The sequence below is a fragment of the Streptomyces sp. NPDC086023 genome (genome assembly GCF_044540325.1).
In the GTDB taxonomy this organism is placed as follows: Bacteria; Actinomycetota; Actinomycetes; order Streptomycetales; family Streptomycetaceae; genus Streptomyces.
Genome location: NZ_JBITRX010000001.1, coordinates 74,424 through 89,733 on the forward strand (window position 1 = coordinate 74,424; position 15,310 = coordinate 89,733).

Annotated in this window: 14 protein-coding genes; 7 read left to right on the forward strand and 7 right to left on the reverse strand. The window is 72.8% G+C overall.

Annotation, left to right across the window (positions count from 1 at the left end; genetic code table 11):
* Window positions 1-102 precede the first annotated feature (102 nt).
* A complete protein-coding gene (locus tag ACIF6F_RS00405; protein ID WP_399939082.1) occupies window positions 103-777 on the reverse strand; it encodes a DUF461 domain-containing protein in 675 nt (224 codons plus the stop codon).
* Window positions 778-1,393: 616 nt separating this feature from the next.
* Between ACIF6F_RS00405 and ACIF6F_RS00410 the strand changes: the two genes are divergently transcribed.
* The 6 genes from ACIF6F_RS00410 (at window position 1,394) to ACIF6F_RS00435 (ending at window position 6,782) form a co-directional block, all read left to right on the forward strand.
* Window positions 1,394-1,876 carry a CarD family transcriptional regulator gene (locus ACIF6F_RS00410; protein WP_003953493.1) on the forward strand — a complete coding sequence of 161 codons (483 nt, stop codon included), beginning with the start codon at window positions 1,394-1,396 and terminating at the stop codon, window positions 1,874-1,876.
* 392 nt (window positions 1,877-2,268) lie between these two features.
* Window positions 2,269-3,048 carry a 2-C-methyl-D-erythritol 4-phosphate cytidylyltransferase gene (ispD, locus tag ACIF6F_RS00415; RefSeq protein WP_399939085.1) on the forward strand — a complete coding sequence of 260 codons (780 nt, stop codon included), beginning with the start codon at window positions 2,269-2,271 and terminating at the stop codon, window positions 3,046-3,048.
* Window positions 3,038-3,547 carry a 2-C-methyl-D-erythritol 2,4-cyclodiphosphate synthase gene (gene ispF, locus ACIF6F_RS00420; protein ID WP_399939087.1) on the forward strand — a complete coding sequence of 170 codons (510 nt, stop codon included), beginning with the start codon at window positions 3,038-3,040 and terminating at the stop codon, window positions 3,545-3,547. Before ispD ends, ispF begins: the two co-directional genes overlap by 11 nt.
* A gap of 107 nt (window positions 3,548-3,654) precedes the next feature.
* Window positions 3,655-5,055, forward strand: coding sequence for a cysteine--tRNA ligase (gene cysS / locus ACIF6F_RS00425; RefSeq protein ID WP_399939090.1), 1,401 nt, complete (start codon window positions 3,655-3,657; stop codon window positions 5,053-5,055).
* A 106-nt stretch (window positions 5,056-5,161) separates the two neighbouring features.
* Window positions 5,162-6,118 (forward strand): 23S rRNA (guanosine(2251)-2'-O)-methyltransferase RlmB, encoded by a 957-nt coding sequence (rlmB, locus tag ACIF6F_RS00430; RefSeq protein WP_399939093.1) that lies wholly within the window; start codon window positions 5,162-5,164, stop codon window positions 6,116-6,118.
* A gap of 37 nt (window positions 6,119-6,155) precedes the next feature.
* Window positions 6,156-6,782, forward strand: a complete 627-nt coding sequence (locus ACIF6F_RS00435) for a dTDP-4-dehydrorhamnose 3,5-epimerase family protein (RefSeq protein WP_399939096.1) — start codon at window positions 6,156-6,158, stop codon at window positions 6,780-6,782.
* On the opposite strand, the gene rfbD is transcribed toward ACIF6F_RS00435, so the two are convergent.
* Window positions 6,672-7,634, reverse strand: coding sequence for a dTDP-4-dehydrorhamnose reductase (rfbD, locus tag ACIF6F_RS00440; protein ID WP_399940481.1), 963 nt, complete (start codon window positions 7,632-7,634; stop codon window positions 6,672-6,674). The two genes, ACIF6F_RS00435 and rfbD, sit on opposite strands and share 111 nt — an antisense overlap.
* 2 nt (window positions 7,635-7,636) lie before the next feature.
* The gene (gene rfbB, locus ACIF6F_RS00445) at window positions 7,637-8,623 is read right to left on the reverse strand and encodes a dTDP-glucose 4,6-dehydratase (protein WP_399939098.1); all 987 of its coding nucleotides are present in this window, start codon (window positions 8,621-8,623) and stop codon (window positions 7,637-7,639) included.
* Between the two features lie 207 nt (window positions 8,624-8,830).
* Between rfbB and ACIF6F_RS00450 the strand changes: the two genes are divergently transcribed.
* A complete protein-coding gene (locus ACIF6F_RS00450; protein WP_399939100.1) occupies window positions 8,831-10,417 on the forward strand; it encodes a DoxX family membrane protein in 1,587 nt (528 codons plus the stop codon).
* A 156-nt stretch (window positions 10,418-10,573) separates the two neighbouring features.
* On the opposite strand, the gene ACIF6F_RS00455 is transcribed toward ACIF6F_RS00450, so the two are convergent.
* The 4 genes from ACIF6F_RS00455 to ACIF6F_RS00470 all read right to left on the reverse strand — a co-directional run bounded on the left by ACIF6F_RS00455 (window position 10,574) and on the right by ACIF6F_RS00470 (window position 15,187).
* A complete protein-coding gene (locus tag ACIF6F_RS00455; RefSeq protein ID WP_399939103.1) occupies window positions 10,574-11,338 on the reverse strand; it encodes an NDP-sugar synthase in 765 nt (254 codons plus the stop codon).
* A 184-nt stretch (window positions 11,339-11,522) separates the two neighbouring features.
* On the reverse strand, window positions 11,523-11,936 hold the full coding sequence (locus ACIF6F_RS00460) for a hypothetical protein (protein WP_399939106.1): 414 nt from the start codon (window positions 11,934-11,936) through the stop codon (window positions 11,523-11,525).
* 42 nt (window positions 11,937-11,978) lie between these two features.
* Window positions 11,979-13,763, reverse strand: coding sequence for a hypothetical protein (locus ACIF6F_RS00465; RefSeq protein ID WP_399939109.1), 1,785 nt, complete (start codon window positions 13,761-13,763; stop codon window positions 11,979-11,981).
* Between the two features lie 335 nt (window positions 13,764-14,098).
* Window positions 14,099-15,187, reverse strand: a complete 1,089-nt coding sequence (locus ACIF6F_RS00470; RefSeq protein WP_399939110.1) for an ABC transporter ATP-binding protein — start codon at window positions 15,185-15,187, stop codon at window positions 14,099-14,101.
* Window positions 15,188-15,310: the final 123 nt, after the last annotated feature.

Genomic DNA, 15,310 nt, shown 5'->3' on the forward strand with positions numbered 1-15,310 from the left:
CCCCCGGCGCGTGACCCGCGCCGGGCCGGTACGTACGTACGGGGAAGGGCCCCCACCCGCTGCCGGGTGGGGGCCCTTCCGCGTGCCCGTACGGGCGGTGCGTCAGTGACCGGCGCTGTGCGAGGCCGACCCCGAGGGGGTGGCGGCCGAGCCGGACGGCGTGCCGGCGGAGCCGGAGGGGGTGGCCTGGGCGCCGTGGCCGGCCTCGCCAGAGGCGGAGGCGGACGGGCTGGGCGACGCGCTCAGGGACGGCAGGGCCGGGCGCTCGGACGGGCCGTACTCGCCGAAGTAGCCGGTGGCCGGGACGACGAACGCGTCCAGGCCGATGTCGCCGGTCCGGCTGAACTGGAAGACGACCTCCTGCGCGGCGCCGTTCTCCAGGCCGTCGCGGCCGCTCTCGATCACGGCGGAGGCGTTGCCCTTGCCGCCCAGGACGACGGAGCCGCCACCGGGCACGACGATCTTGCCGGAGCCCTCGGCGGCCTTCAGCTTCACGGTGCCGGAGGCACCCGGAAGGGTGATGGCGTCCAGGGTCTGGGGCGCGGTGCCGTTGTTGAAGAGCGTCGCGGAGACCACGGCAGGGCCCTTGGCCTCGCGCACGGGCTGCGTGATCACCAGGGCGTTCTGGACCTCGATGTCGCCCTTGGAGGCCGCGGCGTTGTCCGGCTTGATCTGCAGGGTCTGCGCGTCGTTGCCCGCGCCGCAGGCGGCGAGCGATCCGATCGAGAGGACGATGGCGGCGGCGGCAAGGGCGCCGCGTCGAAGGCTGCGGCTCACGGCGGCGGCAACTCCTTGGACGAAGGACGGTCTAGGCGGAACGGGGGCTCTGCCTGGACAGGTAAAGCCGCCCTAAGGGTGTGTCAGCGGGCTTAGGTTACCGAGCCGCCACCCCGCGTCCGCACCCGACCCTCCGCGCCGCGCGGAGCGCCTCCCGGCCGGGTCCTCGATCTTCCTTTCCTGCGCGCCTTCACATAGCGCTCACAAAACGCGCGTGATCAATTACCGCGGTGCCTTCCGGATGTCTTCCTCCGCCGGCCGGCATTTCACCGGAGCGGGAGCGTGATCGGCTTCACGGCCGCCTCCGTGATCAATTCGGGATTGGCCCCGGGACAGGTGTGCGCCAGTCGAACGGAGTACTTCCGTTTCCCGGCTTCGAACCACGCAAAACGGGACGTACATCACTTCGTGCGGGTCCCCCGAGAGGTGTAACGTGGTCGTTTCGCCTCGTGCGCACAGCCGCTCCGACCTGCGAATACCCCCCTCCGGAAGCCCTCCGCAGCACGTACGCGTCTGTGTTGTCAAGCCCCGAGATATGCCCTGACCTGCGGAAACGCCATTCAGAACAGCTCGTTCTCGTGTTACTCTTGATAGCCACGGAAGGGGTACCTGTCACATGACGTTCAAGGTTGGCGACACCGTGGTCTATCCCCATCACGGGGCCGCGCTGATCGAGGCCATCGAAACTCGCCAGATCAAAGGCGTGGACAAGACCTACTTGGTGCTCAAGGTCGCCCAGGGCGACCTGACGGTGCGTGTGCCCGCGGACAATGCGGAGTTCGTCGGCGTTCGCGATGTGGTCGGCCAGGACGGGCTGGACCGGGTCTTCGAGGTGCTGCGCGCACCGTACGCCGAAGAGCCGACGAACTGGTCCCGTCGCTACAAGGCAAACCTGGAGAAGCTCGCGTCCGGCGACGTCATCAAGGTCGCCGAAGTGGTGCGCGACCTGTGGCGCCGCGAGCGCGAGCGCGGACTGTCGGCGGGCGAGAAGCGCATGCTCGCCAAGGCCCGTCAGATCCTGGTCAGCGAGCTGGCGCTCGCTGAGAACACCAACGAGGACAAGGCCGAGGCTCTCCTCGACGAGGTCCTCGCGTCCTGACGCGTCCCTGCGTCCTGACGCGACAGTTGTGCCGCGGTGCCCGATGACAGTCCTTCTGTCGCCGGGCGCTGCGGCATGTCTGCGTCCGACCCGGTGCCGCTCCCGGTCCCGTACCGAGACCGGCCCTGGGTCCGACCTCGCCGGGCCCGGCCACGCAGCCGGATCCGACCCCGTTCTCACCGCAGGGCGTGCGCCCGCCGCCGCCCCGCGTGTTCCCTGAAACGTCTCTCCCTGGCGTGCCGGGCTCGGGCAGCCAGCTTGACCGGTCGTCACGGAAGGGGCCCCGGTCAGGGCATCGTGCCCGGCACCTTCAGGCCATACCCACGTCGGCCGAGGCGACAAACCTGGCCGCCCCACCGATGTCACGACGACGTCACTGTCCGGAGCCATGCATGTCTGACGTAACGCGTCCCGCCACCGCCGGGGACACCCCCGGCGGCAGCCGCGGGAGGACCGCCGCGGTGATCCCCGCGGCCGGCCGCGGCGTACGCCTGGGGCCCGGCGCCCCCAAGGCGCTGCGCACCCTCGGCGGCATCCCGATGCTGATCCACGCCGTACGGGCCATGGCGCGCTCCCGCGCCGTCGGCGTCGTCGTCGTGGTGGCCCCGCCGGACGGGGCGGCCGAGGTGCGCAACCTCCTCGACGAGCACGCCCTGCCCGAGCGCACGGACTTCGTGGTCGTGCCCGGCGGCGAGACCCGCCAGGAGTCCGTGCGCCTGGGCCTGGAGGCCCTCCCGGCGGACGTCACCTCCGTACTGGTCCACGACGCGGCCCGGCCCCTGGTGCCCGTCGACACCGTCGACTCCGTCGTCGAGGCGGTCCGCGACGGCGCCCCCGCCGTCGTGCCCGCGCTGCCCCTCGCCGACACGGTCAAGGAGGTCCAGCCGCGCACCGGCGGCGAGCCGGAGCCGGTCGTCGCCACCCCCGAGCGCTCCCGGCTGCGCGCCGTCCAGACCCCGCAGGGCTTCGACCGCGAGACCCTGCTGCGCGCCCACGAGAAGACCGCCGTCAGCGGCGAGGGCGCCACGGACGACGCCGGGCTCGTCGAGCTGCTCGGCGTGCCCGTCGTCCTCGTGCCCGGGCACGAGGAGGCCTTCAAGGTGACCCGCCCGCTGGACCTCGTCCTCGCCGAGGCCGTACTCGCCCGCAGGAGGGCCACCGATGCCTACTGAGCAGCCCCTGATCCCCCTCGTCGGCATCGGCACCGACGTCCACGCCTTCGAGCAGGGCCGCGAGCTGTGGTGCGCCGGCCTGCTCTGGGACGGCCCCGAGAACGAGGGCTACGGGCTCGCCGGGCACTCCGACGGCGACGTGGCCGCCCACGCCGCCTGCGACGCCCTGTTCTCCGCGGCCGGCGTCGGGGACCTCGGCGCCCACTTCGGGACCTCGCGGCCCGAGTGGTCGGGCGCCTCCGGTGTCACGCTTCTGGGTGAGGCCGCCCGTATCGTGCGCGCCGCCGGTTTCGAGATCGGGAACGTGTCCGTGCAGGTCATCGGCGTACGGCCGAAGGTCGGCAAGCGGCGCGAGGAGGCGCAGAAGGCGCTCGGCGCCGCGGTCGGCGCGCCGGTCTCCGTCTCCGGCACCACCACCGACGGCCTGGGCCTGACCGGCCGGGCCGAAGGCCTCGCCGCCATCGCGACCGCGCTGGTGTACCGCACGAACGGGAGCTGAGTCCCCACCGCGTCCGCCACGAATCCCGGCCGCACTTCGGCAACAAACGCGCCCCGCGCCCCGGAAGGGTCGCGGGGCACTGCCACAGGAGCACTACCCTGGATGCCGTGACTATTCGCCTGTACGACACCAGCGCCCGGCAGATCCGCGATTTCACCCCGCTCAAGCCGGGCTGTGTCTCGATCTACCTCTGTGGCGCGACCGTGCAGGCCGCCCCGCACATCGGGCACATCCGGTCCGGCCTGAACTTCGACATCATGCGCCGCTGGTTCGCCTACCGCGGCTACGACGTGACCTTCATCCGGAACGTCACGGACATCGACGACAAGATCATCGCCAAGTCGGCGGACCAGGGCCGCCCCTGGTGGTCCATCGGGTACGAGAACGAGCGCGCCTTCAACGACGGCTACGACGGCCTGGGCTGCCTCCCGCCGACCTACGAGCCCCGCGCCACCGGCCACGTCACCGAGATGGTCGAGATGATGCGCGGCCTGATCGAGCGCGGCCACGCCTACGAGGCGGACGGCAACGTCTACTTCGACGTGCGCTCCTTCCCCGGCTACCTGGAGCTGTCCAACCAGGAGCTGGACAACCTGCTCCAGCCCTCCGGCGAGGGCGAGACGGGCAAGCGCGACCCCCGCGACTTCGCCATGTGGAAGGCCGTCAAGCCCGGCGAGCCCTCCTGGGAGACCCCCTGGGGCCGCGGCCGTCCCGGCTGGCACCTGGAGTGCTCGGCCATGGCCCACAAGTACCTCGGCTCCGCCTTCGACATCCACGGCGGCGGCATCGACCTGATCTTCCCGCACCACGAGAACGAGATCGCCCAGGCCAAGGCCTACGGCGACGAGTTCGCGAAGTACTGGGTGCACAACGCCTGGGTCACGCTCAGCGGCGAGAAGATGTCCAAGTCCCTCGGCAACTCGGTGCTGGTCTCCGAGATGCTGAAGAACTGGCGTCCCATCGTCCTGCGCTACTACCTGGGCACCCCGCACTACCGCTCGATGATCGAGTACAGCGAGGAGGCGCTGCGCGAGGCGGATTCGGCGTTCGCGCGGATCGAGGGCTTCTGCCAGCGGGTGACCGAGATGGCCGGCCGGGCCGTCGAGCCCGCCGACGAGGTGCCCCCGGCCTTCGCCGAGGCGATGGACGACGACCTGGGCGTCCCGCAGGCGCTCGCGATCGTCCACACCACCGTCCGCCAGGGCAACAGCGCGCTGGCCGCCGACGACAAGGAGGGCGCCGTCGCCCGCCTCGCCGAGGTGCGCGCGATGCTCGGCGTCCTGGGCCTCGACCCGCTGGACCCGCACTGGGCGGGCGAGGCGGAGCGCGGCGAGGACCTCCACGGCGCCGTCGACACCCTCGTGCGCATGGTCCTGGAGCAGCGCGAGTCCGCCCGGGCCCGCAAGGACTGGGCGACCGCCGACGCCATCCGCGACCAGCTCAACCAGTCCGGCCTGGTCATCGAGGACAGCCCGGCCGGCCCCCGCTGGAGCCTCGGTCAGCGCTAGCCGCGGCCGCGGGCCCGGTCACGGGGCCGTCCACAGGTGCCGCCCGGGCCTCCGGGCGGCACACTTCATTACGTACACACGTCTGCAGAAACGAAACAGGTAGGTCATGGCCGGGAACAGCCAGCGCAGGAACCGCCGCACGTCCAACAAGAAGGGCGCCACGGTCGGCAGCGGTGGCCAGCGGCGCAAGGGTCTTGAGGGCAAGGGCCCCACGCCCAAGGCCGAGGACCGCAAGGGCCACAAGGCCTTCCGCATCTCCAACGCCAAGGCGCGGCAGGCGGCCAAGCGCCGTCCGGCCCCGCGCCGCGGCGGCCCCAAGGGCACCAGCGAGATGGTCGTCGGCCGCAACCCGGTCTTCGAGGCGCTGCGCGACGGCGTGCCCGCCACCACCCTGTACGTCCAGCAGTTCATCGACAACGACGAGCGCGTCCGCGAGGCCCTCGCGCTCGCCCAGCAGCGCGGCAACATCAACCTGATGGAGGCCCCGCGCCCCGAACTCGACCGGATGACCGGCGGGCTCAACCACCAGGGCCTGGTGCTCCAGGTCCCGCCGTACGAGTACGCGCACCCGGAGGACCTGACCGCCGAGGCGTACGACGCGGGCGAGGACCCGCTGATCGTGGCCCTGGACGGGGTCACCGACCCGCGCAACCTGGGCGCGATCGTCCGCTCCGTCTCCGCCTTCGGCGGCCACGGCGTGGTCATCCCCGAGCGGCGTGCGGCCGGCATGACCGCCGGTGCGTGGAAGACGTCGGCCGGCACCGCCGCCCGTACGCCCGTCGCGCGCGTCACCAACCTGACCCGTGCGCTCCAGGACTACAAGAAGGCCGGCATCACGGTCGTCGGCCTGGCGGCCGAGGGCGAGCACGAGGTGCAGGAGCTCGACGCGCTGTCCGGGCCGGTCGTCATCGTCGTCGGCAGCGAGGGCAAGGGTCTGGGCCGCCTGGTCGGCGAGACCTGCGACTTCCTGGTCCGCATCCCGATGCCGGGCGGGGCGGAGTCCCTGAACGCCGGTGTCGCCGCCGGTGTGGTCCTGTACGAGGCCGCCCGCAAGCGCGGCTGACGGTCCGCGGCCGGGTGCGGGCCGGGTGGGTGAGGTCGTGAGGTTCTCCGAGCTGTCGGTCAGCGGATGCTGGGAGATCGGCCCGGACCAGCACACCGATGTCCGGGGAGCCTTCCTGGAGTGGTTCCGGCCCGATCTCCTCGCCGAGGTGGTGGGGCACACCATGACGGTCGCCCAGGCCAACGTCTCCGTATCCGCGAAGGGCGTCGTCCGGGGGATCCACTTCTCGGTCGTGCCGCCCGGCCAGGCCAAGTACGTGACGTGCGTCCGTGGCGCCGTGCTGGACGTGGTCGTGGACCTGCGTGTGGGCTCACCCGGTTTCGGGCGGTGGGAGGCCGTGCGGCTGGACGACGTCGACCGCACGGCGCTGTACATACCGGCGGGGCTGGGGCACGGATTCTGCGCCCTCACCGACGACGCGACGCTGTGCTACCTGAGTTCCGAGACCTATGCGCCGCACTTGGAGCACGCGATAGACCCTCTGGACACATCTCTGGCCATCGACTGGCCGACGGAGCGGCCCGTGCTCTCCGAGCGCGATTTGGCGGCCCCGTCACTGGCTGCCGCTCGTGCATCGGGAATCCTTCCGGACTACGCGGCCTGTGCCGTGCGGGAGGGAGCGGCGAGCCAACGCCGACCGGCGGGCGAAGTCGGGGGTCTGTAGCGCGGCGGCCAGCTGGTCCCGCCAGGGCGGCAGCGGCGCCAGGCCCGCCGTCCGCCAGCGGTCCTGACTCATGACGGAGCGTTCCGGCCTCCTGGCCGGACGCCCGAGTGCGCCGGAGGTCGTGGGCCGAACACGTTCCGGGTCGAGTCCGGAGAGCTCGAAGATCACTCTCGCGAGTTCGAACCAGGTCGTGTGCCCCGTCCCGGTGCCGTGGTACGTGCCTGGAGGCAGGGCGCCGGCAATCGCCCTGGCGCCCGCCTCGGCCAGGCGGTCGGCCAGCACTCCGGACCAGGTCGGGTGTCCGCGCTGGTCGGTGACGACCTGCACGGTCTCCTGGCGGGCGGCGAGGTCCAGCATCGTGGTCGCGAAGTTCCTGCCATGACCGGCGTACAGCCACGACGTGCGCACGACGTATCCGCTGTGCGGCAGCAGCTCCGCGACGGCGCGTTCCCCGGCGAGCTTGCTCCTCCCGTACGCGTTGACCGGCCCGGTTGGGGAGTCCTCGGCGTAGGCGGTGTTCCTTCCCGGGACATGCTCGCCAGAGAAGACGTAGTCCGTGGACACCTGAATCAGCTTTGCGTCGTGAGTGCCACAAGCACGGGCCAGGTTGCCGACACCGCCTCCGTTGACCGAGGTGGCTGCCGCCTCGTTCCCTTCGGAGCCGTCGACGTCCGTCCATGCCGCGGCGTTGACGACCACGTCGTGCCCGGCGACGCAGCGGAGTGCGGCTGAGGCGTCGCAGATGTCGAGATCGGCGCGGGTGGCCGCGGTGACGTCGTGGTTCCTGGCGCGCAGGAGGCCGACGAGGTCGCGGCCCAACATGCCGCCTGCGCCGGTGACGAGCCATCGGATGCTCACGTCAAAGCCGCCGCTGCTTTGAGCGGCTGCCACCAGGAACGGTTGTCCCGGTACCACCTGACCGTTTCTTCGAGCGCCTCGTCGAATTTCCTCTGCGGGGCGTATCCGAGTTCGGCGGTTATCTTCCGGGTGTCGAGTGAATAGCGCAGGTCGTGGCCTTTCCGGTCCGGCACTCGGTCGACCATGTCCCATCCAGCGTCGCAGGCGCTCAGCAATCGCGCGGTGACGTCCTCGTTGGTCAGCTCCGTACCCCCTCCGACGTTGTACACCTCCCCGGACTTTCCGCGGTGGAGGATCAGTTCGATGGCTCGGCAATGGTCGGACACGTGCAGCCAGTCGCGGACGTTCTGGCCGTTGCCGTAGAGGGGGACGGGCACTCCCTCCATCAGATTCGTGAGAAAGAGCGGAATGAGCTTCTCGGGGAACTGGCGCGGCCCGTACGTGTTCGAGGAGCGGGAGACCACGACGTCCAAGCTGTGCGTGCGCTGGTAGGAGAGCGCGAGAAGATCGGCGGAGGCCTTGGACGCCGCGTAGGGCGAGTTGGGCTCCAGCGGGCTGGACTCCGACCACGATCCGTCGCTGACGGATCCGTAGACCTCGTCGGTGGACACGTGGACGAAGCGTCCGACGGAATGCCTCAGGGCGGCGTCCAGCAGTACCTGCGTGCCCACCACGTTCGTCGCCACGAAGGGGCCGGCCGAGCTGATCGAGCGGTCCACGTGGGTTTCTGCCGCGAAGTGCACGACCGCGTCGTGCCCCGCCATGACCCGGTCGACGAGCCGCACGTCGCGGATATCGCCGTGGACGAAGCGGAATCTCGGGTCGGTGGCCACGGAATCGAGATTCGCCGGATTACCCGAACGCGTCAGGCTGTCCAGCACGGTGACACGGATGTCCTGGGCGAAGTGCTGTCCACCGCCGAGGGCGGAAGCGGTGAAATGCGAGCCGATAAATCCGGCTCCGCCGGTTATCAGGAGATTCATGAATTCGACCCTAGGGCGCCGTCACTCGTACGCACAAGATCGCGGTGCCTCACGGCCTGACGGGGGCTGCGGGGTGACGGAGGTCGGCCGGGCGACCGGGGTTTCGTTCACGCGTTCTCCGGCGGGGCCAAGGTGGCCGGATCTTGACGGGTCTCGGACACATCCCTGTTGTCAAGGCAGTGTCCTAAACACTCATCACTCGGTTAGATGAGTGTGGACACCAGAACGCCGAGGTTCGACGACCAGCCCTCGCTGAGCATGGTCAAGGTGCCGTGCGACCCCGCGCAGGTCATCGTCAACCACGCCAGCTTCCGCGTGCAGCTCGCCCCCAAGGGGCGGCCCAAGGCCGGCGCGGCCCCCGCCAGGATGCCCGTCCTCGGCGCCGCCGGCGCCGTGGCCGGTGCCGCCGCCGGTGCACGGCGGCGGGCCCCCGTCGTGTGGAGCGGAAAGGCCGGGCCCGGCGACGCGGCGGCCACCGGCGGGCTGCTCCAGGCCGTACGCGAGGCCGGGGCCCGTACCTCGTGGGGCGCCGGGGCGGACGCGGGGGGAGGGGCGGCGACCCAGGTCATCCCGCGCGTGGAGCTCGGCGACGACACCATGCCGACGCCGACGGTCGTCGGCCAGCGCTCCGCCGTGGACGACGACACCCAGATCCTCACGCCCGTACGCGACTTCGGGCGCCCGATCGGGGCCCCGTACGACTCCGGGTACACCGCCGACTACGGGCGCACCGACGCGTACGGCCAGGACGTGGCGGAGATCAGCGCCGTCCGCCGGGCCCCCGTGGACCCGGCCGTGGAGGCCTACTTCCCGGGCCGCCGGATGAACCTCGGGGTGGTGCTGCTGCCGCTGCGGGTGTTCCTCGGCTTCATCTCGATCTACGCCGGCATGGGCAAGCTGTGCGACCCCGTGTACTTCGACGGCGGCGAGCGCGGCTCCATGGTCACCTGGCTGCACACCCTGCACCCCTGGGCGCTGGCCGAGCCGCTGCGGGACTTCGCGCTGGCCCACCCGGTCGGCGCCGGGCTGAGCGTGGCGTTCCTCCAGGTCATCGTGGGTGTGCTCACGGTCTTCGGCCTCTGGCAGCGGTTCGCGGCCTGCATCGGGACGCTGCTCTCGGCGGCCCTGCTGATGACCGTGAGCTGGCGGACCGTACCGGCGTACGACGCGCCTGACATCATCTACCTCGCCGCCTGGAGCCCGCTGATCATCGCCGGCGCCCCCGTCTACTCGCTCGACGGCCGCCTGGCCGGCGAGGCCTGGCGCACGCTCGGCCCGCGCGCCGGGCTGGGCGAGCTGCGGCGCCGGGTGCTGCGGCGCGGCGCGGTCATGGCGACCCTGGTCGTCGGCCTCACGCTGCTGATCGGCTCCCTGCTGGGCGGCGCGGTCCGCTCGACCACCGTGGTCACCGTGCCGGGGCCGGAGGACGCGCCGAGCAACTACCTGCCGGGATCCCCGCTCCCGACCGAGCCCGGCAAGGCCCGCAAGGCGGCCCGCAAGCCGGCGAAGACCGGCGAGCCGTCCGCCGAGGCCACCAAGGCCCCGAAGGCGGAGCGCACGCAGCCGGAGCGGGTACGGGAGACCGCCACGTCCGGCGCGCAGTCGCCGACGGCCACCCAGGGCGCCGGCCGTACCGAGTCGTCGCCGCGCCAGACCGCGCCGCGTGCGCCGTCGTCGACCTCGGCCGGCCCCACCTCGTCCGGCGGGTCGAGCACCGGCGGCAGCGGTGGCGGCAGCGGCAGCGAGCCGCCGCAGGAGCAGCGGGGCGGGCTGGTCGGCGGCCTCCTGGGCTGATCCCGGCACGGCACGCGGAAGGGCCCGGCGCACGCTGTGTGCGCCGGGCCCTTCCGCGTGCCCTGACCGTGCCGGTCGCGTTGCCCGGGCGGTGCCGGTCGCGTCGCCGTGCGGCGGTGCCGGTCGCCGTTGCCGCCGCGGGCCGCAGTGGGGCGGCTACGCGCCCCGCTGGGAGGCGAGTTCCTTCGCCGCCTCGGTGAGGTCCTTCGCGGTGTCGATCGCCCGCCAGTAGGCGCCCTGGGGCAACGGGAAGCCGGCCAGCCGGCGTTCGCGGGCCAGCCGCGGGAAGGTGGTGCGCTCGTGGTCGCCGCGGTCGGGCAGCAGGGAGGCGAACTCGGGCGAGAACACGTACACGCCCGCGTTGATCAGGTACGGCGACGGCGGGGACTCGATGAAGTCCAGCACGTGCCCGAACTCGTTGGTCTCCACGGCGCCCCAGGGGATGCGCGGCCGGGCCAGCGCGAGGGTCGCGGTCGCGGCGCGCTCCTCGTGGAAGGCGGCCATCTCGCGCAGCGAGAAGCGGGTCCAGATGTCGCCGTTGGTCGCGTACCAGGGCCGGTCGGGATGCGGGAGGTGCGCGGCCGCGTACTTGAGGCCGCCGCCGCGGCCCAGCGGCTCGGTCTCGACCACGGTGGTCACCCGGAGCGGGAGGTCGGCTCCGGCGAGCCACTCCTGGAGCACCTCGGCGAGGTGCCCGCAGGAGACGACGGCGTCGGTGACGCCCTCGGACGCCAGCCAGGCCAGCTGGTGGCCGATGATCGGCACGCCCGTGCCGGGGATCTCGACCATCGGCTTGGGGCGGTCGTCGGTGTACGGACGCAGCCGCGATCCCTGGCCGCCGGCCAGGACGACTGCCTGGGTCGGGGCGGCGGGGAACGCGGCCGCGGTGTCTGCGGTGGTGGCTGAGGGGTCTGCCGTCATGCCCCGCAGCCTATGCGGGGCGGTTGCCGGCGGCGTGGCGGCCCGGGGGCTCGGGGCCCGGGCCGCCACCGTGCCGGGGGCGCGGCGGACTCGGCTGCCGCCGCGGGGTCCGTGCGGAGGTCCGTACGAGGCGCCGTACGGGCCGCCGTACGGGCCGCCGTACAGGACGCCGTACGGGGCCGGTTCAGCCGAAGGAGGCCACGCCGGAGGCGAAGGAGGTGTCGCACACGGGGCGCGCGTACGTCTGCGCCTTGGTGGGCCCGTAGATGTTCACGGCGGCGCGGCCCAGCGCGCGGGCGATCCCGCCGCAGTACTCGGCGAGCGAGGGCCTGCGGTCGACCTCCTGCTGGAGGTGGGTCAGGACGAGCCCGGGGTCCTTCTTGGCCTGGAGCTCGCCGAGGAGCTTCTCGCGCAGAACGTCCTGCGGCGCACGGGACTTGGCCGGCACGGAGACGTTCTCGGCGGAGGCCGTGAGGATCTGGGACGGGGCGTTGTCGGCCCAGGGGACCATGGTGACCGCGAGGGTCCCGGACAGGACCAGGACGACGGGCAGGACCAGGGCGAGGGATCGGCCGATACGGCGGGCAGTGTGGGTCACGAGGGCGAGAGTAGCGCTCGGTGAAGATTTGGCGACATTTAGTCACCCTGTTGAGGGATGGTTCGACGTGGCTTTTCGAATGGGCTGTTGACGTACGGGGCTCGAAAGCGCCCGTTCTGCCGGGGTATTCGTCGTACTGGGCGACAGGAAGGCGCGGAGCTGCGGGGTGCCGGGGAGGGGCGGCAGCGGCACCGGTTCCCAGTCCCGCGCGTACGGGGGCGGCGGGCCGGCGCCGGCGGTGAGCAGCGCCACCGGGCCGGTGAGGGCGGCCGATTGGAGGCCGGCGGGTTCGATGCTCCCGTCGTGGCCGCCGACTTGGCGGGAGGCGCAGCCCAGCGCGTAGCCGAGCCGCACCGCCTCGTACCCGGTCACGACGCAGGGCGGTACGACGCCGTGGCGGCGCAGTTCGGCCCGGACGCGCTCGAAGGCCGCGCCGCTCTCACGGGCCCGGTCGGCGACGCGGTCGAGTACGGCGAACTGGACGGCCAGGTGGGCGGCGAGGGCCAGGGCGAGGGCGAGCGCCGCCGCCCGGCCCGGGCGGGCGCCGGCGGGCCGTACCCCCTCGGGCCGCACGGCGGAGGGGCGGGCGGCGGCCACCAGCCCGGCCGCGACGGGCAGGGACAGCAGGGCGTAGGCGGGGAGCAGGAAGCGCGGGGCGGCGTAGCCGAGCAGCAGCAGGTACGGCACGGCCAGCGACGCGGCGGCCGCCGTGGCCACCACGAGGGCCGGCCGCAGCGGGCGGGCCAGGAACAGCCCGGCCGCGGTGGCGACGGGCAGCAGCAGCCACCAGAGGGCGAGCAGCGGACGGCGCACGGCGCCTTCGCAGGGGCGGCAGAGGGTGCGGCCGTCGGTGAGGGCCCGCAGCTGGTCGGCGAACGCCGGGTGCCAGCCGAAGCCGCCCTGGATCTCGCCGGCCCGGTGCAGGCGGGCGGCGGGGCCGCCGTAGCGGAGGTACGCCTCGACCACCCACTCGGCGCCGCCGACGGCCAGGCCCGCGCAGAGCACGGCGAGGACGAGGGGCGCGCGGCGCCAGAGGGCCACGGCCGCGAGGGGGAGGAGGAGCCAGAGGGCGTCGGCCGGGCGCATCAGCGCGACCACGGCCGCGGCGGCGGCCAGCCCGGCCAGCGGGCGGGCCCGGGCGTCGGCCGTGCGGGTGGCCGGGGGGCCGTAGGCGCGGGCGGTGCCGTAGGGGAGGTCGGTCGCGTAGGCGCGGGCCGTGCCGTACGGGAGGGCGGTGGCGTGCGGGTAGTCGGTGCGGTAGGCGGAGCCGGGGGCGTACGCGGAGCCGGCCCCGTACGCGCGGCTCGCGACGGCGGCCAGGGGGTCGGCGGGCCTGCGGGGCAGGCAGCGGAGGAAGCAGCCGACGGCGGCGAGGGCGCCGAAGGCCACCCACAGGTTGGGCATGACCTGGGGGCCGTAGAGGAGCGTCACCCACAGGCCGGCGAAGAGGCCGGCGGCGGTGGTGACGACGGGGGAGGGCAGCAGCGGGCGCCAGACGGCGAAGGAGAGGTACAGGGCCGCGCCGGAGAGCAGCGCGAACCAGACGTGCAGGGCGGTCGTGCCGGTGGTCACCAGGGTGACCGGGGCGGCGAGGAGGGTGATGCCGCGGGCGCGCGGGGCGCTGAAGAAGGCGGCCGGCGCCTGGGGGCTGACCTGGCTGACGTACACCGTCTCGTCCCAGCCGAGGGGGCTGCCGGGTACGACGGCCAGGAGCTGGAGCGCGGTGTACGCGAGGCAGACGGCGAGCAGCGGCACGCGGCTCGGCGGCGGTGCGGCGAGGCGCGGGTGCGGGGGCGGGGCGCAGATCGGGAGGGGGACCGGAGCCATGTGGCCCACGCTGCCGGGGTGCCGCTCTTCCGGCGACCGGGAGGGGCCGGGTGGCGCAATCTCCCGTGCGGGGCCCGTGCCGGGTGCGGGGGCCGGGCCGGGTGCGGGTCCCGTGCGGGGTGCGGTTGTGCAGGGGGCGCGGGGTGCGCTTGCGGGTGCCGGCCGGTACCGGGTGCGGGCCGTCGTCCTGCGGGCCCGTCCCTCCCGCAGCTACCGCTGGGAGGTGTCCCCAGGGGCTCCCGCCCCACTCCCCTTGGCTGCCGGGGGAACGGCGGAGCGGCGGGGTCCCTGGGGAGGGAGCCCGCCGCTTCGGTGCGGCCGTGCGGCGGCCGGCGTCAGTCGGAGAGGCGTTCGCCCGTGGACGTCGAGAAGACGTGGATCTCGCCGCCGTGGGGCACCACGTGGACCGTGGAGCCCTTCTCCGGCACCCGGCGGCCGTTCACGCGGACGACCAGGTCCGTGCTGTGGCCGCCGATCTCGGCGGTGCCGTAGACGTAGCCGTCGGCGCCGAGTTCCTCGACGACGTTGACGCGGACCGCCAGCCCGCCCTCGTCGGCGAGGTCGAAGTGCTCGGGGCGGATGCCCACGGTGACGGTCTTGTCGCCCTTGTCGGTGGCGCCGGCCAGGGCCTCGCGGGAGACCGGGACGACGCTGTCGCCGAACTTCACGCCGCCGTCGGTGATCGCGACCTCGACGAGGTTCATGGCCGGGGAGCCGATGAAGCCGGCCACGAAGAGGTTCGCCGGGCGGTCGTACATGTTGCGCGGGGTGTCGACCTGCTGGAGCAGACCGTCCTTGAGCACGGCCACCCGGTCGCCCATGGTCATGGCCTCGACCTGGTCGTGGGTGACGTACACGGTGGTGATGCCCAGGTCGCGCTGGAGCGCGGCGATCTGCGTACGGGTCGACACGCGGAGCTTGGCGTCGAGGTTCGACAGCGGCTCGTCCATCAGGAAGACCTGCGGCTTGCGGACGATGGCGCGGCCCATGGCCACGCGCTGGCGCTGACCGCCGGAGAGCGCCTTCGGCTTGCGGTCGAGGTACTGGGTGAGGTCCAGCATCTTCGCCGCGTCCTCCACCTTCCGGCGGATCGTGGCCTTGTCCTCGCCGGCGATCTTGAGCGCAAAGCCCATGTTGTCGGCGACGGTCATGTGCGGGTACAGCGCGTAGTTCTGGAAGACCATCGCGATGTCGCGGTCCTTCGGCGGCAGGTGCGTGACGTCCTTGTCGCCGATGCGGATCGCTCCGCCGTTGACGTCCTCCAGGCCTGCGAGCATGCGGAGGGAGGTGGACTTGCCACAGCCGGAGGGGCCGACGAGGACGAGGAACTCGCCGTGCTCGATCTCAAGGTTCAGCGCGTCGACGGCGGGCTTGTCGGCGCCGGGGTACAGGCGCGTTGCGCCGTCGAAAGTAACGGAAGCCATGGTGATGCGTCCCTTCACCGGCAGGAACGTGCCGGACGATCCGAGTAAAGGAAGGATGGGTCTAGTCCACCTGGGGTGGACCTCCGGCGACGCTACCTGCCCGGACCGCCTCCTGTCAGCACC